The sequence below is a fragment of the Streptomyces sp. MB09-01 genome (assembly GCF_033794505.1).
Taxonomy (GTDB): Bacteria; Actinomycetota; Actinomycetes; order Streptomycetales; family Streptomycetaceae; genus Streptomyces.
This window is the reverse complement of record NZ_JARAYQ010000162.1, coordinates 1-19,550: the sequence shown is the minus strand read 5'-3', so window position 1 is coordinate 19,550 and position 19,550 is coordinate 1. Positions and strand designations below refer to the sequence as shown.

General features: G+C 71.5%; 21 protein-coding genes. 8 read left to right on the top strand and 13 right to left on the bottom strand.

Going from position 1 to position 19,550, the window contains the following annotated elements; translation table 11 throughout:
- The first annotated feature begins 152 nt into the window (after positions 1-152).
- The gene (gene serB / locus PV721_RS28545) at positions 153-1,352 is read left to right on the top strand and encodes a phosphoserine phosphatase SerB (RefSeq protein ID WP_319729030.1); all 1,200 of its coding nucleotides are present in this window, start codon (positions 153-155) and stop codon (positions 1,350-1,352) included.
- 89 nt (positions 1,353-1,441) lie between these two features.
- Here the strand turns inward: serB and PV721_RS28540 are convergent, their stop codons facing one another.
- The 4 genes from PV721_RS28540 to PV721_RS28525 all read right to left on the bottom strand — a co-directional run bounded on the left by PV721_RS28540 (position 1,442) and on the right by PV721_RS28525 (position 3,942).
- The gene (locus PV721_RS28540; RefSeq protein WP_319729028.1) at positions 1,442-1,963 is read right to left on the bottom strand and encodes a histidine phosphatase family protein; all 522 of its coding nucleotides are present in this window, start codon (positions 1,961-1,963) and stop codon (positions 1,442-1,444) included.
- An 83-nt stretch (positions 1,964-2,046) separates the two neighbouring features.
- Entirely contained in the window at positions 2,047-2,274 is a 228-nt protein-coding gene (locus tag PV721_RS28535) for a hypothetical protein (protein WP_319729025.1), read from the bottom strand.
- A gap of 199 nt (positions 2,275-2,473) precedes the next feature.
- Positions 2,474-2,593, bottom strand: coding sequence for an SGM_5486 family transporter-associated protein (locus PV721_RS28530; RefSeq protein ID WP_267882100.1), 120 nt, complete (start codon positions 2,591-2,593; stop codon positions 2,474-2,476).
- Between the two features lie 5 nt (positions 2,594-2,598).
- Positions 2,599-3,942: an MFS transporter gene (locus PV721_RS28525; RefSeq protein ID WP_319729020.1), complete on the bottom strand. Its 1,344-nt coding sequence runs from the start codon at positions 3,940-3,942 to the stop codon at positions 2,599-2,601.
- A 57-nt stretch (positions 3,943-3,999) separates the two neighbouring features.
- On the opposite strand from PV721_RS28525, the gene PV721_RS28520 reads away from it, so the two are divergent.
- Positions 4,000-4,704 (top strand): FadR/GntR family transcriptional regulator, encoded by a 705-nt coding sequence (locus PV721_RS28520; protein WP_319729018.1) that lies wholly within the window; start codon positions 4,000-4,002, stop codon positions 4,702-4,704.
- Here the strand turns inward: PV721_RS28520 and PV721_RS28515 are convergent.
- From PV721_RS28515 to fabG, 3 genes are all read right to left on the bottom strand, one after another.
- Entirely contained in the window at positions 4,685-5,116 is a 432-nt protein-coding gene (locus PV721_RS28515; protein WP_319729015.1) for a hypothetical protein, read from the bottom strand. The genes PV721_RS28520 and PV721_RS28515 overlap by 20 nt on opposite strands.
- 209 nt (positions 5,117-5,325) lie before the next feature.
- The gene (gene fabI / locus PV721_RS28510; protein WP_319729013.1) at positions 5,326-6,096 is read right to left on the bottom strand and encodes an enoyl-ACP reductase FabI; all 771 of its coding nucleotides are present in this window, start codon (positions 6,094-6,096) and stop codon (positions 5,326-5,328) included.
- Between the two features lie 5 nt (positions 6,097-6,101).
- Positions 6,102-6,821 carry a 3-oxoacyl-[acyl-carrier-protein] reductase gene (gene fabG / locus PV721_RS28505; RefSeq protein ID WP_030717003.1) on the bottom strand — a complete coding sequence of 240 codons (720 nt, stop codon included), beginning with the start codon at positions 6,819-6,821 and terminating at the stop codon, positions 6,102-6,104.
- Between the two features lie 184 nt (positions 6,822-7,005).
- Here fabG and PV721_RS28500 point away from each other — a divergent pair, with 184 nt between their 5' ends.
- From PV721_RS28500 to tyrS, 3 genes are all read left to right on the top strand, one after another.
- On the top strand, positions 7,006-8,529 hold the full coding sequence (locus tag PV721_RS28500) for a TldD/PmbA family protein (protein ID WP_319729009.1): 1,524 nt from the start codon (positions 7,006-7,008) through the stop codon (positions 8,527-8,529).
- The gene (locus tag PV721_RS28495; RefSeq protein WP_319729007.1) at positions 8,526-9,929 is read left to right on the top strand and encodes a metallopeptidase TldD-related protein; all 1,404 of its coding nucleotides are present in this window, start codon (positions 8,526-8,528) and stop codon (positions 9,927-9,929) included. The genes PV721_RS28500 and PV721_RS28495 overlap by 4 nt, the downstream gene beginning before the upstream one ends.
- Before the next feature lie 65 nt (positions 9,930-9,994).
- Positions 9,995-11,263, top strand: a complete 1,269-nt coding sequence (gene tyrS / locus PV721_RS28490; protein WP_319729004.1) for a tyrosine--tRNA ligase — start codon at positions 9,995-9,997, stop codon at positions 11,261-11,263.
- 99 nt (positions 11,264-11,362) lie between these two features.
- Here the strand turns inward: tyrS and PV721_RS28485 are convergent, their stop codons facing one another.
- Complete coding sequence (locus tag PV721_RS28485) at positions 11,363-11,641, bottom strand: GlsB/YeaQ/YmgE family stress response membrane protein (RefSeq protein ID WP_319729002.1); 279 nt, start codon at positions 11,639-11,641, stop codon at positions 11,363-11,365.
- A 241-nt stretch (positions 11,642-11,882) separates the two neighbouring features.
- Here PV721_RS28485 and PV721_RS28480 point away from each other — a divergent pair, with 241 nt between their 5' ends.
- Entirely contained in the window at positions 11,883-12,161 is a 279-nt protein-coding gene (locus PV721_RS28480) for a DUF3099 domain-containing protein (RefSeq protein WP_051837537.1), read from the top strand.
- A gap of 136 nt (positions 12,162-12,297) precedes the next feature.
- Complete coding sequence (locus PV721_RS28475) at positions 12,298-12,561, top strand: hypothetical protein (RefSeq protein WP_319729000.1); 264 nt, start codon at positions 12,298-12,300, stop codon at positions 12,559-12,561.
- Positions 12,562-12,621: 60 nt separating this feature from the next.
- Here the strand turns inward: PV721_RS28475 and moaA are convergent, their stop codons facing one another.
- The 3 genes from moaA to PV721_RS28460 all read right to left on the bottom strand — a co-directional run bounded on the left by moaA (position 12,622) and on the right by PV721_RS28460 (position 15,777).
- The gene (moaA, locus tag PV721_RS28470; RefSeq protein WP_319728997.1) at positions 12,622-13,611 is read right to left on the bottom strand and encodes a GTP 3',8-cyclase MoaA; all 990 of its coding nucleotides are present in this window, start codon (positions 13,609-13,611) and stop codon (positions 12,622-12,624) included.
- Positions 13,612-13,789: 178 nt separating this feature from the next.
- Entirely contained in the window at positions 13,790-15,415 is a 1,626-nt protein-coding gene (locus tag PV721_RS28465; protein ID WP_319728995.1) for a cation acetate symporter, read from the bottom strand.
- A complete protein-coding gene (locus tag PV721_RS28460) occupies positions 15,412-15,777 on the bottom strand; it encodes a DUF485 domain-containing protein (protein WP_319728992.1) in 366 nt (121 codons plus the stop codon). Before PV721_RS28460 ends, PV721_RS28465 begins: the two co-directional genes overlap by 4 nt.
- Positions 15,778-16,034: 257 nt before the next feature.
- Between PV721_RS28460 and PV721_RS28455 the strand changes: the two genes are divergently transcribed.
- Positions 16,035-17,579 (top strand): S8 family serine peptidase, encoded by a 1,545-nt coding sequence (locus PV721_RS28455; RefSeq protein WP_319728988.1) that lies wholly within the window; start codon positions 16,035-16,037, stop codon positions 17,577-17,579.
- 106 nt (positions 17,580-17,685) lie between these two features.
- Here PV721_RS28455 and PV721_RS28450 read toward each other — a convergent pair whose 3' ends face one another.
- Together PV721_RS28450 and PV721_RS28445 are read right to left on the bottom strand one after the other, a co-directional pair.
- Positions 17,686-18,729, bottom strand: coding sequence for a zinc-dependent alcohol dehydrogenase family protein (locus PV721_RS28450; RefSeq protein WP_319728984.1), 1,044 nt, complete (start codon positions 18,727-18,729; stop codon positions 17,686-17,688).
- Between the two features lie 55 nt (positions 18,730-18,784).
- Positions 18,785-19,474 (bottom strand): lysoplasmalogenase, encoded by a 690-nt coding sequence (locus PV721_RS28445; RefSeq protein WP_416371201.1) that lies wholly within the window; start codon positions 19,472-19,474, stop codon positions 18,785-18,787.
- Positions 19,475-19,550: the final 76 nt, after the last annotated feature.

Sequence of the window (19,550 nt, the reverse complement as noted above, 5' to 3'; positions counted from 1 at the left end):
GGACCCCCGTCCCACGTCTTGAACGGTCGCGCCGACCGAACGAACGGCCCCCCGGCGGTGCCGCGGCGGGCCGTTCGTTCGGTCGGCGCGACCGTTCAAGACGTGGGACGGGGGTCCTGGGGTCGGGGTCGGGAAGATACGGTGAGGGCACCATGAGCGCATCGCAGACCTCCGACGTCCCTACCCTCCTCGTCAAGATCTTCGGCAAGGACCGTCCCGGGATCACCGCCGGGCTGTTCGACACCCTCGCCGCCTACTCCGTCGACGTCGTCGACATCGAGCAGGTCGTCACCCGTGGCCGCATCGTCCTGTGCGCCCTCGTCACCAAGCCCGCCGGCGGCGCCGAGGGCGACCTGCGGGCCACCGTCCACAGCTGGGCCGAGTCCCTCAAGATGCAGGCCGAGATCCTTTCCGGCACCGGTGACAACCGGCCGCGCGGCAGCGGCCGCTCCCATGTCACCGTGCTCGGGCACCCCCTCACCGCCGAGTCCACCGCCGCCATCGCCTCACGGATCACCGAGACCGGCGGCAACATCGACCGTATCTTCCGCCTCGCCAAGTACCCGGTGACGGCCGTGGAGTTCGCCGTCTCCGGCGTGGAGACCGAGCCGCTGCGCACCGCACTGGCCACCGCCTCCGCACACATCGGCGTGGACGTGGCCGTGGTCTCGGCCGGACTGCACCGCCGGGCCCAGCGCCTGGTCGTCATGGACGTGGACTCGACCCTGATCCAGGACGAGGTCATCGAGCTGTTCGCCGCGCACGCCGGGTGCGAGGCCGAGGTCGCGGAGGTCACCGAGCGGGCCATGCGCGGCGAGCTGGACTTCGAGCAGTCGCTGCACGCCCGGGTGGCGCTGCTGGCGGGCCTGGACGCCTCCGTCGTGGACAAGGTCCGCGCCGAGGTGCAGCTGACCCCGGGGGCCCGGACCCTGATCCGCACGCTCAAGCGGCTCGGCTACCAGGTGGGCGTGGTCTCGGGCGGGTTCACCCAGGTCACGGACGATCTGCGGGAGCGGCTGGGGCTGGACTTCGCCTCCGCCAACACGCTGGAGATCGTCGACGGGAAGCTGACGGGCCGGGTCACGGGCGAGATCGTGGACCGGGCGGGCAAGGCCCGGCTGCTGCGCCGCTTCGCCGCCGAGGCCGGGGTGCCGCTGGCCCAGACGGTGGCCATCGGCGACGGGGCCAACGACCTGGACATGCTGAACGCGGCCGGGCTCGGCGTGGCCTTCAACGCCAAGCCGGTGGTCCGCGAGGCCGCGCACACGGCGGTGAACGTGCCCTTCCTGGACGCGGTGCTGTACCTGCTCGGGATCACCCGCGAGGAGGTCGAGGCCGCCGATCTGGCCTGACCCCCGCGACACCGACGGGATGCGAACGGGCCCCGGCAGCCGCATCGGCCGCCGGGGCCCGTTCGCGCGTACGCGGCCGGCCGGGCCGGTCAGTGTCCCTTGGGGGTCCAGTAGTCGAGCAGGGTGCCCACCCCGTGCTCCACGGACTTCCACGATCCGGTGAAGGAGACGACGGCGAGGGCCCCGGTCGGGAATCCCGTACGGGTCATCCTCGCGAGGGTGTCTCCCTCCGCGCGCCCGGAGAGGGCGTCGGCGAGGGCGTGCATGCCGGGGTTGTGGCCGATGACGAGGAGGTCGGAGACGTCGTCGGAGGTCTCGTTCAGCAGGGCGATGAGCTCGCCCAGCGAGGCGTCGTAGAGCCTCTCCTCGTAGTGGGTCTTGGGCCGGTGCGGCATCTCCTGGACGGCGAGCTTCCAGGTCTCGCGGGTGCGGGCCGCGGTGGAGCAGAGGGCCAGGTCGAAGACGATGCCGGTCTCGGCGAGCTTCAGACCGACGGCCGGCGCGTCCTTGCGGCCTCGTTCCGCCAGCGGGCGGTCGTGGTCGGACACCTCGGGCCAGTCGGCCTTGGCGTGCCGGAGGAGGGCGATCCTGCGGGGTGTGTCGGCGCTCATGACTCCCAGCTTCGCATGAAACGAGCCACGGGGCGCAGGGTGTTGGGGGGCCTCACCCCGGGAGGTGAGGGGCGCTCGGGAGGTCAGCCGACGGCGCGCAGGAGCTGCTCCGCGACCTGGACCAGGGACGAGGCCTCGCCCGTGGCCGCGTGGGCCTCGCCGGAGCCGGCGAGGAGCGTCAGCAGGAGGCCGAAGGCGAGGGCGGGCAGGGCCAGCGCCCACCAGTGCAGCCGGGTGCTCGCGGCGGCGGCGGTGCGGGCCCGGGGGGCGGTGACGGACGGGAGGGACCGGGTGTGCGTGGGGGCCGACATGGCCGCCTCCGTGGGTGTGCGGACGGGACTGGCTCGCTGTCACGAATCTATGGATCCGGTGCGGCCGTTCCCATCCGGGGCACACCCCACTTCACCCTGAGCCTGACCCCCTAGGGGCGGTGGGGCTATCCCCACCCCGGGGGAGGCGGGCGCCTCAAGGGCGTCCCCGGAGGCGTCCAGTGGCGTACTCGGGGCGTCCTCAGGGCGAGGCGATCGTGGCGATCACCGAGATGATCACGGTGATGCCGAGGATCGCGCCGAGCACGAGGCCGAGCTTCTTGCGGCCGTCCTGCGGGTTCGGTTCAAGTACGGGCGACATGCCTGTCAGTCTCGCATGCCGCATTCGTCCTCGATCGTGCGGTCCCGGCCCGCCAGGACACCGAGCGCGATCTGCGGGACGAGCAGGCCCGCCATCAGGGCGAGCGGCAGGTCCCAGCCGCCGCTGTGCTGGTAGAGGGCGCCGATGAGGAGGGGCCCGGGGATGGAGATGAGGTAGCCGGTGCTCTGGGCGAAGGCGGAGAGCTTGACGACGCCGGCCGGGGACTTGGCGCGCAGCCCGATGAGGGTGATGACGAGGGGGAAGGCGCAGTTGGAGATGCCGAGGAGGAGCGCCCAGGCCCAGGCTCCGGCGGCGGGGGCGAAGTAGAGCCCGAGGTAGCCGGTGAGGCCGAAGACGCCGAGGACGGCGGCGATGGCGCCCTGGTTCTTCATCCGGGCGGCGAGGCCCGGGATGACGAAGGCGAGCGGGACGCCCATGACCATGGTGACGGCGAGCAGCACGCCTGCGGTGGAGGCGGAGACCCCGGCGTCGCGGAAGATCTGCGGGAGCCAGCCCATGGTGATGTACGCCCCCGTGGCCTGGAGGCCGAAGTAGCAGGCGAGGGCCCAGGCGGTGCGGCTGCGGCCGACGCGCGGGCCCGCGTCGGCCCGTACGGCGGTGCCCGCGCCGGAGGCGGCTGCGGTCGCGGCCCGCTCGGCGCGCCGGGAGGCGCGGGCGACGGGCAGCCAGGGCAGCAGGGCGACCAGGGCGAGCACGGCCCAGACGAGCAGGCCGGTGCGCCAGCTGCCGCCGAGGGCGCCGGTCAGCGGGACGGTCGCGGCGGCGGCGAGCGAGGTCCCCGCGGCCAGGGCCATGGAGTACAGGCCGGTCATGGTGCCGACCCGGTCCGGGAAGTGGCGCTTGACGATCACCGGGAGCAGGACGTTGGTGAGGGCTATGCCGGCCAGGGACAGGGCGCTGGCCGCCAGGAAACCCGCGGCTCCGCTCGTGAAGGGGCGGATCAGCAGGCCGGTGGCGACGGCGGCCATGCCGGCGCAGACGACGGCGGCCGGGCCGAAGCGGCGGGAGAGCCGGGGCGCGGTGACGCCGAAGACGGCGAAGCAGAGGGCGGGGACGGAGGTGATCAGTCCGGCGACGGTACCGCTCATGCCGAGACCCGTGCGGGTCTCCTCGAAGAGGGCGCCGAGGCTGGTGATGGCGGGCCGCAGGTTGAGGGCGGCCAGCACGATTCCGACGATGAGCACCGGGCCGAGCCAGGTCGGCTGCGCCGCCGCGTGCGGGCTGGCGGCGGCCGCGGTGCGGTCCACGGCCTCCTCGCGGGCGGCCTGCCGCGGGGGCTGGTGGCACCCGGCGGGCCGGTCGAGCGTCTGGATTTCTTCGTCGGACATCCAGCCATCATAGAATCATGGGATGATTGGTTGTCCAGTCGCTCTTGAGAGGAACCCATGCCGCTGACGTCGCCACGGCGCTCCGCACTCGTCGATCAGGTGATCGCCCAGCTGCGGAACCAGATCACCTCCGGCGAGTGGCCGGTCGGTGCCCGCATCCCGACCGAGCCGGAGCTCGTCGAGCTGCTCGGCGTCGCCCGCAACACGGTGCGCGAGGCCGTGCGGGCGCTGGCGCACAACGGCCTCCTGGACATCCGGCAGGGCTCGGGCACGTACGTCATCGCCACCAGCGAGCTGGCCGGCGTCATGCACCGCCGGTTCGCCGGTGCCGAGCCGCGGCACATCGCCGAGCTGCGTTCGACGCTGGAGTCCTCGGCGGCCCGGCTGGCGGCGGAGCGGCGCACGGAGCGGGACCTCGTACAGCTGGACGCGCTGCTGGCGCGCCGCGAGGAGGCCTGGGCGGGAGGGGACGCGGAGGTCTTCGTGGCCGCGGACGTGAGCCTGCACATGGCGGTGGTGACGGCGTCGCACAACGAGGTGCTGATCGGGCTGTACGCGGACCTCGGCGACCTGGTGGCCGACTGGCTGCGGGCGGACGTGGGCACCGAGCTGCATCCGTCGGCCCATCTGGACCACGCGCGGCTGATCGAGGCGATCCGGCGCGGGGACGGGGACGCGGCGGCCTCGGAGGCGGCGGGCTACCCCTTCGCGTGCCTCGGCAAGAACAGGGCCGGGGATCCGCTCACGCCCGCTGGTGGCTGACCCAGGCCGAGCGGACCTCTTTCCAGCAGCGGCCGATGAGCTCCACCCGGCCGGCCGGTCCGACGGCCACGGCGGCGCCGTCGCCGTCCAGGTCCCACCAGCGGTCGCATTCGACGTGCAGCCGCAGCAGGTCGGTCTCCGGGTAGGCGTTGTGGCAGTTCGCCGTCACCTGCGAGCCCTCGATCGTGGTGTCGCAGTCGGCTCCGAAGAGTTCCCGCCCGGCGGGGCGCGAGGGCTGGGCGGGGGGCTCGGCGGGGATCTCGGCGAGCTCCACGACGGCCGGGGCCACCGCTTCGGGGCCGGACACCGATTCGTCTCCCACGGGCTGCGCGGCCGCTCCGGGGACCAGGAGTCCGGTCAGGATCACCGAGGTGACCAGCATCGACAGCGTTCGGCTCGGCCTCGCTCGCACTCCTACCCTCCTCCCCGCAGGAGCCGGGAAGATCCCGGCCTGGCCAGTCTGCAGGCATCTGTCCTGGTTTTCGACTCGGGAAGATCCGGTCGGCCGGTGAACATACGAGCGATCGGCGCCCGCGGGCCACGCGGAACGGCGACGGCCGCGCCTCCCCCGGAGGGAAGCGCGGCCGTCGCCGTACGGACGCAGGAGCCCTGACCGGAGGGTCAGGCACCCATCGCGTGCAGGCCGCCGTCCACGTGGACGATCTCGCCGGTGGTCTTCGGGAACCAGTCGGACAGCAGGGCCACGACGCCCTTGCCCGTCGGCTCCGGGTCACTCATGTCCCAGTCCAGCATGGAGCGGGAGTTCCAGACCTCGGCCAGCTCCCCGAAGCCCGGGATGGACTTCGCGGCCATCGAGCCGATCGGACCGGCCGAGACCAGGTTGCAGCGGATGTTCTCCTTGCCCAGGTCGCGGGCGAGGTAGCGGCTGGTGGCCTCCAGCGCGGCCTTGGCCGGGCCCATCCAGTCGTACTGCGGCCACGCGAACTGCGCGTCGAAGGTGAGGCCGACGATGGCCGCGCCCTCCGCCGGGAACAGCGGCTTGCAGGCCATGGCCAGCGACTTCAGCGAGAACGCCGAGACGTGCATGGCGGTGGCGACCGACTCGAACGGGGTGTTCAGGAAGTTGCCGCCGAGGGCGTCCTGCGGCGCGAAGCCGATCGAGTGGACGACGCCGTCGAGACCGCCGAGCTCCTCGCGGACGAGGCCCTCCAGGCGGGCCAGGTGCTCGTCGTTGGTGACGTCGAGCTCGATCACCTTGACCGGCTTGGGCAGCTTCTTCGCGATGCGCTCGGTCAGCGACGGGCGCGGCCAGGCGGTGAGGATGACCTCGGCGCCCTGCTCCTGGGCCAGCCGGGCCGTGTGGAAGGCGATGGAGGACTCCATCAGCACACCCGTGATGAGGATGCGCTTGCCCTCGAGAATTCCGCTCATGGTGATCAGTGACCCATGCCCAATCCGCCGTCAACGGGAATGACGGCTCCGGTGATGTACGCGGCGTCGTCGGACGCCAGGAAGCGGACGGCTGCCGCGATCTCCTCGGGCTGCGCGTAACGGCCGAGCGGCACCTGGCCCACGATGCCCGCGCGCTGCTCGTCGGTGAGCACCTTCGTCATGTCGGTGTCCACGAAACCGGGGGCGACGACGTTGAAGGTGATGTTGCGGGAACCCAGCTCACGGGCGAGCGAGCGGGCGAAGCCGACCAGCGCGGCCTTCGAAGCGGCGTAGTTGGCCTGGCCGGCCGAGCCGAGCAGCCCGACGACCGAGGAGATCAGGACGACGCGGCCCTTCTTGGCACGGAGCATGCCACGGTTCGCGCGCTTGACCACCCGGAACGTGCCGGTGAGGTTCGTGTCCACGACGGACGCGAAGTCCTCCTCGGACATCCGCATCAGCAGCGTGTCCTTGGTGATGCCGGCATTGGCCACCAGCACCTCGACCGCGCCGTGCGCGTCCTCGATCTGCTTGTAGGCCTGCTCCACCTGCTCGGAGTCGGTGATGTCGCACCGCACCGCCAGGACACCGAGCGAGGTGAGCGCCTCCGGCGGCTCACCCGACCGGAACGTGATCGCGACCTTGTCGCCGGCCTCTGCGAAGGCTCGGGCGATGGCGAGGCCGATGCCCCGGTTTCCTCCGGTGACGAGAACCGAGCGGCTCAACGGATCACCCTTTCGCTAGCGGTCTGAATACCAAAAACCTATAGGTCGCATCGCTCGTACGGAGAATCGACCCCCGACAGGGCCTCGCGGCGGGCTCTGTCGAGTCCCTACAGAAAGATGTAGGCACGAGGGCCCCGATCGCGACATGATCGGGGCGACCGGCCCCGACCCCGGGAGGACTTCCGTGCCCCATTCCATCGACGCGGCCTTCACCGCGCTTCCCTTGCGGGCGCTCGCCGACGCGGCGCTCGCCCGGGCCCGCGCGCTGGGCGCCGAGCATGCCGACTTCCGGCTGGAGCGGATCCGCAACGCGTCCTGGCGCCTGCGCGATGCCAAGCCGGCCGGCGGGTCCGACACCACCGACCTCGGATTCGCGGTCCGCGTGGTGCACGGAGGCAGCTGGGGATTCGCCTCCGGTGTGGACCTGACCATGGACGCCGCCGCCAAGGTGGCCTCGCAGGCCGTGGCCATGGCGAAGCTGTCCGCCCAGGTGATCAAGGCCGCCGGTTCGGACGAGCGCGTGGAGCTCGCCGACGAGCCGGTGCACGCGGACCGCACCTGGATCTCCGCCTACGACGTGAACCCCTTCGAGGTGCCGGACGCGGAGAAGGCGGCGCTGCTCGCCGACTGGAGCGCGCGCCTGCTGGCGGCCGACGGCGTGGCCCACGTGGACGCCTCGCTGCTCGCCGTGCACGAGAACAAGTTCTACGCCGACACCGCGGGCACCTCGACCACGCAGCAGCGGGTGCGGATCCACCCGCAGCTCACCGCCGTCGCCGTGAACGGCACGACCGGCGAGTTCGACTCCATGCGCACCATCGCCCCGCCCGCCGGCCGCGGCTGGGAGTACCTGACCGGCACCGGCTGGGACTGGAACTCCGAGCTGGAGCAGATCCCCGGCCTGCTCGCCGAGAAGATGCGGGCGCCGAGCGTCGAGGCCGGCCGCTACGACCTGGTGGTGGACCCGTCCAACCTGTGGCTCACCATCCACGAGTCCATCGGCCACGCCACCGAGCTCGACCGGGCGCTGGGCTACGAGGCGGCGTACGCGGGGACCTCCTTCGCCACCTTCGACCAGCTGAACAAGCTGACGTACGGCTCCTCGATCATGAACGTGACCGGTGACCGCACGGCCGAGCACGGTCTGGCGACCATCGGGTACGACGACGAGGGCGTCCAGGCGCAGTCCTGGGACCTGGTCAAGGACGGCACCCTGGTCGGCTACCAGCTGGACCGGCGGATCGCGAAGCTGACGGGCCTGGGCCGCTCCAACGGCTGCGCCTACGCCGACTCCCCCGGGCACGTGCCCGTCCAGCGGATGGCGAACGTCTCGCTGCAGCCGGATCCGGGCGGGCTCTCGACCGAGGACCTGATCGGCGGGGTGGAGCGCGGGATCTACGTGGTCGGCGACCGGTCCTGGTCGATCGACATGCAGCGCTACAACTTCCAGTTCACCGGGCAGCGGTTCTTCCGGATCGAGAACGGCCGGCTGGCCGGACAGCTGCGCGACGTCGCGTACCAGGCCACCACGACCGATTTCTGGGGCTCGATGGAGAAGGTCGGCGGCCCCCAGACCTACGTCCTGGGCGGCGCCTTCAACTGCGGCAAGGCCCAGCCGGGCCAGGTCGCGGCGGTCTCGCACGGCTGCCCGTCCGCGCTGTTCCGCGACGTGAACATCTTGAACACCACGCTGGAGGCCGGCCGATGAGCACGCTTTCGAACGGACGCACCAAGCCCCACGAGATCGTCGAGCGGGCACTGGAGCTGTCCACCGCCGACGGCTGTGTCGTCATCGCCGACGAGGAGTCCAGCGCCAACCTGCGCTGGGCGGGCAACGCGCTCACCACCAACGGCGTCACCCGCGGCCGGACCCTGACGGTCATCGCCACGGTCGACGGCAAGGAGGGCACGGCCTCGGGGGTCGTCTCGCGCTCCGCCGTGACCGCGGCCGACCTGGAGCCGCTGGTGCGCGCCGCCGAGGCGGCCGCGCGCGGGGCGGGCCCGGCGGAGGACGCCCAGCCGCTGGTCACCGGGACCCCGGCCTCGCCGGACTTCACCGACGCCCCCGCCGAGACCACCTCGGCCGTGTTCGCCGACTTCGCGCCGGCCCTCGGCGAGGCCTTCGCCCGGGCCCGGGCCGGCGGCCGGGAACTGTACGGCTTCGCCAACCACGAGCTGGTCTCCACGTACGTCGGCACCTCCACCGGGCTGCGGCTGCGCCACGACCAGCCCAACGGCACGCTGGAGCTCAACGCCAAGTCTCCGGACCGGCAGCGCTCGGCCTGGGCCGGCCGCTCCACCCGGGACTTCAAGGACGTGGACCCGACCGCGCTGGACGCGGAGCTCGCGGTGCGCCTGGGCTGGGCGGAGCGGAAGATCGACCTGCCCGCGGGCCGGTACGAGACCCTGCTGCCGCCGACGGCCGTGGCGGACCTGCTGATCTACCAGATGTGGTCGGCGGCGGCCCGGGACGCGGTGGAGGGCCGTACGGTCTTCTCCAAGCCGGGCGGCGGCACCCGCCTCGGCGAGAAGCTGTCCGAGCTGCCGCTGACGCTGCGCAGCGACCCGAACGCGCCCGGCCTGGAGACCGCGCCGTTCGTGATCGCGCACAGCTCCGGCGACGACGCCTCGGTCTTCGACAACGGCCTGCCGGTCCCGGCGACCGAGTGGATCCGCGACGGGGAGCTGGCCCGGCTGACCACGACCCGGCACACCGCCGGACTGACCGGCATGCAGCTCTCCCCCGGCTTCGGGAACCTGATCCTCGACGGGGGCGGCGAGAAGTCCCTGGAGGAGATGGTGGCGGGGACCGAGCGGGGTCTGCTGCTGACCTGCCTCTGGTACATCCGCGAGGTGGACCCTGCCACGCTGCTGCTCACGGGCCTGACCCGGGACGGCGTCTACCTGGTGGAGAACGGGCAGGTCGTCGGCGAGGTCAACAACTTCCGCTTCAACGAGTCCCCCGTGGACCTGCTGTCGCGGGCTTCGGAGGCCGGCCGGACCGAGAAGACGCTGCCGCGCGAGTGGAGCGACTGGTTCACGCGGGCCGCGATGCCCGCGCTGCGCATCCCGGATTTCAACATGAGTTCGGTCAGCAAGGGCGTCTGACCGGCCTAGACTGACCGTTGCAACGAAGTGTTGCAATTTCCCTCATCCGAAGGAGTCGAGCGACCGTGACGGACATCGTCGACGAACTGAAGTGGCGTGGGCTCTTCGCCCAGTCCACTGACGAAGAAGCGCTGCGCAAGGCCTTCGCGGACGGTCCGGTCACGTTCTATTGCGGCTTCGACCCGACGGCCGCCTCGCTGCACGTGGGGCACCTGGTGCAGGTGCTCACCGTGCGCCGGCTCCAGCTGGCCGGGAACCGGCCGCTGGCGCTGGTCGGCGGGGCCACCGGGCAGATCGGGGACCCGCGGCCGACGGCCGAGCGGACCCTGAACGACCCGGAGACCATCGCGAACTGGGTGACCCGGCTGCGCACCCAGATCGAGCCGTTCCTGTCCTTCGAGGGCGAGAACGCCGCGCTCATGGTGAACAACCTGGACTGGACGGCGGGCATGTCCGCGATCGAGTTCCTGCGGGACATCGGCAAGCACTTCCGGGTCAACAAGATGCTGACGAAGGACTCGGTCGCCAAGCGGCTCGACTCCGACCAGGGCATCAGCTACACCGAGTTCAGCTACCAGCTGCTCCAGGGGATGGACTTCCTGGAGCTGTACCGGCGCTACGGCTGCGTGCTCCAGCAGGGCGGCTCCGACCAGTGGGGCAACCTGACGGCCGGGCTCGACCTGATCCACCGCGTCGAGCCGCGCGCGGTCGTGCACGCGCTGGCGACCCCGCTGATGGTCAAGGCGGACGGCACCAAGTTCGGCAAGTCCGAGAGCGGCGCCGTCTGGCTCGACCCGGAGATGACCACGCCGTACGCGTTCTACCAGTTCTGGCTGAACGTGGACGACCGGGACATCTCCACCTACATGCGGATCCTGTCCTTCAAGTCCCGTGAGGAGCTGGAGGAGCTGGAGGCGCAGACCGCCGAGCGGCCGCAGGCGCGTGCCGCTCAGCGTGCGCTGGCGGAGGAGCTGACCACGCTCGTGCACGGCGCCGACCAGTGCGCGGCCGTGATCGCCGCGTCGAAGGCGCTGTTCGGTCAGGGCGAGCTGGCGGACCTGGACCAGGCCACGCTGGCCGCGGCCCTGTCCGAGCTGCCGCACGCCCGGGTCGCGGAGCTGGGCCTGGTCGTGGACCTGCTCGCGGAGACCGGCCTGGTGGCGAGCAAGTCGGCCGCCCGCCGGACCGTGAAGGAGGGCGGCGCCTACGTGAACAACGTGAAGGTCGCCGCCGAGGACGCGGTCCCCGCCAAGGAGGACCTGCTGCACGGGCGCTGGCTGGTGCTGCGCCGGGGCAAGAAGAACCTGGCGGCCGTCGAGGTCACCGGGGCCTGAGGCCTCGGAGCCTCGTAGGACGGCGCACGGAACAACACGGCGGAGGGGCCGGTTCGGACTCGGGGTCCGGCCGGCCCCTCCGCCATGATCCGGAGTGCCTCACGTCATCTGCCGCTTGCGGCCCCGGACCGCTCCGTAGAGCATCTCGCCCAGCCCGACCACGAGGACCGCTCCGGCGAGCTGCAGCAGGTGCCGGGTCCAGTCGATGCCCTTGGTCTCCCCGACGCCGATCCAGACGGCCACGGCGTTGCCGAGGACCGCACCGGCGATGCCGAAGAGGGTGGTCAGCCAGAGGGGTTGGTACTGCTTGCCCGGCAAGATGGCCCGGGCTATCAGCCCCAGCACGAAACCGACGATGATCGCCCACAACCAAGACATGTCGAGCCTCCTCCTGGCGCGTTGTGCGCACGTGGGCCCAGTTTCGGCCCGCCCGGCGTACCGCGCATTTCGGGCATCCTCCAATGAGGGGTGCCCCCTCTCCTCGCGGTGCGGGGGCGGCGTACCGTGGAGAGGTCCGGGCCGCGGTAGCGCCCGGCGGGCGATCGGGCGGTGGAGCGTGGAACGGACGAAGCGGCAGAAGCGGAACGGGGCCGAGGTGTTCCGGATCACCGGTGCGCGGATGGGCCTCGACGAGGACGTGCGGGGCCGCCAGCGCCGGTACGTGATCTCGATGGGGATCAGGACCCTGTCGGTCATCGCGACCGTGCTGTTGTGGAACGTGCAGCGCCCGGTGGCCATCGTGACGCTCGTCGCGGGAGCCCTGCTGCCCTACGTGGCCGTGGTGATCGCGAACGCGGGGCGCGAGTCGACGCCCTCGCTGCCCTCCCACTTCATCCCCGCTCCGGTGCGGCCGGCGCTGGAGGCGGGAAACCTCAAGAAAAGCTCAGATCAATCGTGAAGTTCCGGTGCACTCCACCGGGTCCTGCGTGACATACTGCTCACGCGCTCCGCATCCCCCGTCGGAGCGACGGACCGACGCCGGGCAGCTCCCCCCGTGGCTGCTCGGCGTCGCCTTTCCGTTCTAGGGTTGGGCCGTGACTTCCTCCGACGCTTCCGGTGTCCCCTCCGGCCCCGACGAAACCCCCACCTGCTCCGCCAAGGGCTGCCGCGACGCGGCCGTCTGGGTCCTGGCGTGGAACAACCCGACGCTGCACACGCCGGAGCGGCGCAAGACCTGGCTGGCGTGCGAGGAGCACCGCGAACACCTCTCCCAGTTCCTGGGGGTCCGCGGTTTCCTCAAGGACGTCGTGAAGCTCGACGAGTGGGTGCAGCCGGAGGGCTCGGAGCGCCTGCGCTGAGCCCGGCGGGGCCGCTGAGCTCCGGCCGGCTGCCGAGCCCGGCCGGTCACCGACTCCCGGTCAGCCGCCGATCGCGGACATGGGGCGGTCGGGCTGCAGGAAGGACGGGTCGTCGAGGCCGGACCCGGCCTTCTTGCCCCACATCGCCACCTCCCACAGCCGGGCGATCTCCTCGTCCGGGGCGCCCGAGCGCAGCGCGGCGCGCAGGTCCGACTCCTCGGTGGCGAACAGGCACGTACGGACCTGTCCGTCGGCCGTGAGCCGCGTACGGTCGCAGGCGCCGCAGAACGGGCGGGTGACCGAGGCGATGACGCCGACGGTGGCCGGGCCGCCGTCGACGACCCAGCGCTCGGCCGGGGCGGAGCCGCGCTCGTCGGCGCCTTCCTCGGTGAGCGTGAAGCGGGTGCGCAGGGACTGCAGGATGTCCCCTGCGGTGATCATGCCGTCGCGCTTCCAGCCGTGCTGGGCGTCGAGCGGCATCTGCTCGATGAAGCGGAGCTCGTACTCGTTCTCCACGGCCCAGGCCAGCAGGTCGGGGGCCTCGTCGTCGTTGAGTCCGGGCATGAGCACGGCATTGACCTTGACGGGGGTGAGGCCGGCCTCGCGGGCCGCGGCCATGCCTTCGATGACGTCCTTGTGCCGGTCGCGGCGGGTGAGGGTCTTGAAGACCTCGGGCCGCAGGGTGTCCAGGGAAACGTTCACCCGGTCCAGGCCGGCGGCCTTGAGGGCCTGCGCGGTGCGCTTGAGACCGATGCCGTTCGTGGTCAGCGACATCTTGGGGCGGGGTTCGAGGGCCGCGCACTGCTCGACGATCCCGACCAGGCCGGGGCGGAGCAGGGGCTCGCCGCCGGTGAAGCGGACCTCGGTGATGCCGAGCCGGGTGACGGCGATGCGGATCAGCCGGACGATCTCGTCGTCACTGAGCAGATCGGACTTGCCGAGCCACTGCAGCCCTTCTTCGGGCATGCAGTAGGTACAGCGCAGATTGCACCGGTCGGTGAGCGAGACGCGCAGGTCAGTGGCCACGCGGCCGTAGGTGTCGAGAAGCACTGTGGGCCCCCTCCCCTGTCCGGATCTAGAGGTACGCGCAACATTTGGATCTACTTCACGCGTTCTATTTCGAGCCTACGCGACGCATGTGTCGCGAAGAGGTGCCCAAATGAACGAGACGTAACGTGGCCGCGTCGTAGGGACCTACGACGCGGCCACGCTGGGTGTTCGGACGATGTCAGTGCGCCCCTGTTCCGGTGAGGGAGCGCACCTCCAGCTCGGCGAACTTCTGCGGGTCGGCCTTCTCCTTGGAGAGGACGGTTCCCAGCCAGCCCAGGAAGAACCCGAGGGGGATCGAGATGATGCCGGGGTTCTCCAGCGGGAACCAGAAGAAGTCCGCGTCCTTGAACATCGAGGTGGGCTTGCCGGACACGACCGGGGAGAAGAGCACCAGGCCGACCGCCGAGATCAGGCCGCCGTAGATGGACCAGAGCGCGCCCTGGGTGGTGAAGCGCTTCCAGAAGAGGCTGTAGAGGATCGTCGGCAGGTTGGCGGAGGCGGCGACCGCGAAGGCGAGCGCGACCAGCCCGGCGACGTTGAGGTCGCGGGCCAGGGCCCCCAGGCCGATGGCGACGGCGCCGATGACCACCGTGGACCAGCGGGCGGCGCGCACCTCCTCCTTCTCCGTGGCCTTGCCCTTGCGGATCACGTTCACGTACAGGTCGTGCGCGAAGGACGAGGAGGAGGCGAGGGTGAGGCCCGCGACCACGGCGAGGATGGTGGCGAAGGCGACCGCGGAGATCACGGCGAGCAGGATCGCGCCGCCGGTGGAGTCGGGGCCTCCGCCGACCGCCTGGGCGAGCAGCGGCGCCGCCGTGTTGCCCGCCTTGTTGGACTTGATGATCTCGTCCCGGTCGAGCAGGGCCGCGGCCCCGAAACCGAGGGCGATGGTCATCAGGTAGAAGGCGCCGATGATGCCGATGGCCCAGTTCACGGACTTCCGTGCGGCCTTGGCGGTGGGCACCGTGTAGAAGCGGATCAGGATGTGCGGCAGGCCGGCGGTGCCCAGGACCAGGGCGATGCCGAGCGAGATGAAGTCCAGCTTGGAGGTCGAGTCCTTGCCGTACTTCATCCCCGGCTCGAGGAACTTCGCCCCCTGCCCGCTGTTCTCCGCGGCCTTGCCCAGCAGGTCGGAGATGTTGAAGTTGAACTTCACCAGCACCAGGAAGGTGATCAGCAGGGTGCCCGCGATGAGCAGGACGGCCTTGACCATCTGGACCCAGGTGGTGCCCTTCATGCCGCCGATGGTCACGTAGACGATCATCAGGACGCCGACCAGCGCGACGATGGCTACCTTGCCGCCGTCGCTGGTGATGCCCAGGAGCAGCGAGACGAGCACGCCGGCGCCGGCCATCTGGGCGAGCAGGTAGAAGATCGAGACCACGATGGTGGAGGTGCCGGCGGCGGTCCGGACGGGCCGCTGGCGCATCCGGTACGCGAGCACGTCGCCCATCGTGTAGCGGCCGGAGTTGCGCAGCGGCTCGGCGACGAGGAGCAGGGCGACCAGCCATGCCACGAGGAAGCCGATGGAGTAGAGGAAGCCGTCGTAGCCGAAGAGGGCGATGGCTCCGGCGATGCCGAGGAAGGACGCGGCGGACATGTAGTCGCCGGAGATGGCGAGGCCGTTCTGGAAGCCGGTGAACTGGCGGCCGCCCGCGTAGAAGTCGGCGGCGTCCTTGGTCTGGCGGCCGGCCCAGACGGTGATGATCAGGGTGGCGACGACGAACAGCCCGAACAGGGTGATGATCAGCGGGCGGTGCTCGGAGGCGCCCGCGGCCGTCGTCAGGTGGAGCGCGCCGCTCATTCCGCGGCCTCCATCCGCGCCTTGATGGCCTCGGCCTTGGGGTCGAGCCTGGTGGCGGCGTGCCGCGCGTACAGCCAGGCGATGAGGAAGGTCGTCGCGAACTGGGCGAGGCCGAGCACGAGGGCGACGTTGATGTTGCCGAAGAGCTTGGTCCCCATGAAGCCGCCCGCGTAGTTGGACAGCAGGACGTAGAGCAGGTACCAGGCGATGAAGGCCACGGTGAGCGGGAAGGCGAAGGAGCGGTAGGAGCTCCGCAGTTCGGCGAATTCGGCACTCTGCTGGACGGTCGCGAAATCTTCGGCCGTGGGACCCGCCAGGGGCGTTCCCGCGCTGCCCGGCGGCGGCGCTGCTTCGGTGGTCACGGGGGGATCTCCTTGTGACGCGGGTGCGGTGGGGACGACGGACAAAACAACCTCCGTGTGGGGGGCCGGGAGTGCCGAGCCCCCCTGTCAACGGCACGTACGGCGTGTCGGGACGGTTCAACACCCATGGATTCTTCGGACACTGATTTCTCGAACTGATGGCGTAGCAGGGAACGGCAGCGCTAGGTTCACTTGTCATGAACCCGTCCGACGCGACCGCGTGCGGACGGCTTTTTCAAAGATGATCTGGAGAACCCATGGCTCATCTGGGACCTGTCCGCCGGCGCGCCCTCGCCGTGCCGGTCGGCCTGGCGCTCACCGCCTCGCTCGCCTTCCTGCCCTCGGTACCGGCCTCCGCCGTGCCGCTGGACGGCACGGCGGACGCGGTGACGGCCGCGAAGCCCTCGACTTCCGGGCCCAAGCTGTCGTACGTGGCGAACCTGAACGCGTACGCCACGGTGAAGGCGGCGAAGAAGGCCGTCGAGCGGGCCGGCGGAACGGTGGTGACGGCCTATGAGCAGATCGGGGTCGTCGTCGCACATTCCCAGAACCCGGACTTCGCCAAGGAGCTGCGCGCCCAGCGCGGTCTGTTCGTGTCGGTCGGCGCCACCCGGACGGCCCCGATGCAGGCGGTGCAGACCACCGAGGAGGGTGCGACGCAGCGGTTGGGCGCGGCGGACGCCGCCAAGGCCGCGGCGCAGGCCCAGGAGGGTCAGGAGCCGCTGGAGCCCAACCAGTGGGACCTGCGGACGATCAAGGCCGACGAGGCGCACAAGATCAACGATGGCAGCCGGAACGTCACCGTGGGCATCATCGACACGGGTGTCGACGACACCCACCCCGATCTCGCCCCGAACTTCTCCAAGGACCAGTCGGCCAATTGCGTCGGCGGGGTCGCGGACACCACCGAGGGCGCCTGGCGCCCGTACGCCGACGGCAGCGACCACGGCACCCACGTGGCCGGCACCATCGGCGCCGCGCGCAACGGCCTCGGCATCAGCGGTGTCGCGCCCGGCGTGAAGATCGCCGCGATCAAGGTGAGCGAGCCCGGGACCAGCCTCTTCTACACCGAGGCGGTCGTCTGCGGCTTCATGTTCGCCGCCGAGAAGGGGATCGAGGTCACGAACAACAGCTACTACGTCGACCCGTACCTCTTCAACTGCAAGACCGACGACGACCAGAAGGCGCTGGTGGAGGCCATCGGCCGGGCCACCAAGTACGCCGAGCGCAAGGGCACGCTCCACGTGGCCTCGGCCGGCAACTCCAACCAGGACCTGGCGGCCGACTCCCTCGTCGACGAGACCAGCCCGAACGACACCACCCCGGTGCCGCGCACCGTCGACCCGAGCGTCTGCCTGGACCTGCCCACACAGCTGCCGGGCGTGGTCACCGTCTCGGCGACCGGCGACAAGGGCCTGCGCTCGTACTACTCCAGCTACGGCCTCGGGGTCGTGGACGTCGCCGCCCCCGGCGGCGACAAGTGGCAGGTCCCGGCGACCCCGGACGCCAACGGGCGCGTGCTGTCGACCGTCCTGGGCGGCGGCTACGGCTACAAGCAGGGCACCTCGATGGCCGCCCCGCACGTCGCGGGCGTCGCTGCGCTGCTCAAGAGCGCGCACCCGTACGCCACGCCCTCCCAGCTGCAGGTCATGCTCAAGACGCAGTCCACGAAGGCGGCCTGCCCGACGCAGATCTACGACGCCACGGGCGCCCTGATCAACGCCACCACCTGCCAGGCCAAGTGGGGCCAGACGGGCTACTACGGCTCCGGCGTGGTCGACGCGCTCAAGGCCGTCGAGTAGCACGCTCGGCCGGCAGCGGCAGAGCGCGGGAACGAGGACGGGCCGGGGGGATCACCCCGCCCGGCCCGTCCGGTCATCCGGCCCGTCCGGTCCTCCGGTCATCCGGTCAGGGCTTGATCAGCACCTTGAGCGCGGTGCGGTCGTCCATCGCGCGGTAGCCGTCCGGAACCTCGTCCAGGGACACGGCACGGTCGAAGACGGGCGCCGGATCGATCGCGCCGCTGAGCACGTCCTCCAGCAGCTCCGGGATGTAGGCCCGGACGGGGGCCACGCCGCCGCGCAGGGTGATGTTGCGGTCGAACATGACGCCGAGGTCGAGGCCGGTGCCGCTGCCGTGCGGGACGCCGACGTAGCCGACGGCCCCGCCGTCGCGGGTGATGTTCACCGCGGTGCGCATGGACTGCTCGGTGCCGACCGCCTCGATGACGGCGTGCGCGCCCCGGCCGCCGGTGAGCTCGCGCACGGCCGCCTCGGCGGCCTCGCCGCGCTCGGCGACGACATCGGTGGCCCCGAAGAGCCTGGCTATGTCCGTACGGGCGGTGTGACGGCCCAGTGCGATGATCCGCTCGGCGCCCAGGCGCTTGGCGGCGAGGACGCCGCACAGGCCGACCGCGCCGTCACCGACGACGGCGACCGTGGAACCCGGGCGCACCCCCGCGCCCAGGGCCGCGTGGTGCCCGGTGCCCATGACGTCGGAGAGCGCGAGCAGCCCGGTGAGCAGGTGGTCGTCGGAGACGGCCTCGGCGGGCAGCTTGACCAGGGTGCCGTCGGCGTGCGGGACGCGGACGGCCTCGCCCTGGCCGCCGTCGTGGCCGACCGAGCCCCAGAAACCGCCGTGGTCGCAGGAGGTGAACAGCCCCTCCTTGCAGTACTCGCAGGTGCCGTCCGACCACATGAAGGGCGCGACGACCAGGTCGCCGGCGCGCAGGCCGGCCACGGCGGGGCCGGTCTCCTCGACGATGCCCAGGAACTCGTGGCCGATGCGCTGGCCGGGCTGGCGCTCGGCCTCGCCGCGGTAGGCCCACAGGTCGCTGCCGCAGATGCAGGCACGCAGGACGCGGACGACGGCGTCCTCGGGGCGCTGGATCGCAGCGTCGGGCACCTCCTCCACGCGGATGTCGTGCGGGGCGTGGATGACGGTGGCGCGCATGGTGGTGCAGTCCTCCGGCTCGGGGTTGTTCAGTCTTGTACGACTGAGGGCCGTCCTACGGTACGCCCGCCTCCCGGGTGGTTGTCGAACCGGTGGCCAGGAGGTACTGGGCGGCCAGGTAGGTGGCCATGATCCAGAAGTCCGGGCGGGGCAGCTGGGGCCATTCGGCGACGCCGGAGGCGATGAGGGTGTCGGAGAGCAGGAACAGCGCCCCGCCGGTCCCGGCCCGCAGCCCGAGGGCGCTGGAGCGGAACGCCATGGCGGTGAGCAGCAGGCTGTAGCCGGCGACCGGGATCCGCAGGTCGGCCGGCAGGTCGGGCCAGAGCAGGGCGACGGTCCCGAGGAGGGCGAGCGCGTACCCGCCCCCGAGCAGCGGGTTCGCGGGCCGCTTGCCGAACAGGACGAGGTAGCAGACGTGCCCGACGGCGAAGGAGCCCATGCCGACGAGGAAGGCGGCCTCGGCGTCGAAGAGCAGGGCCAGGTCACCGCCCCAGCCGAACAGCAGGGCGGCGACCAGCAGCCGGGGCGCGCCGCGGGTGATCACGTAGATGACGAGCAGGGGCATCAGCAGCGGCTTGGCGATGAGGTGCCCGAGGTGCCAGTCGGCCAGCAGGGACCCGAGGTCGACGGCGGCGGCCGCGGCGAAGGCCGCGAGGGCGGAGCGGCCGAGGCGGTCCCGGCCGGCGGGCGAGCGGCCGGCTGCCCAGGAGGGGGCCGGGCGCTCCGGGGACGGTGCGGTGCTCACGCGGTGGTCTCCCGTACGGAGGTCCGGGCGTCGGCGGCGGCGTCCACGGCGGGGGCTTCGGCGGCGGGAGCCTGGG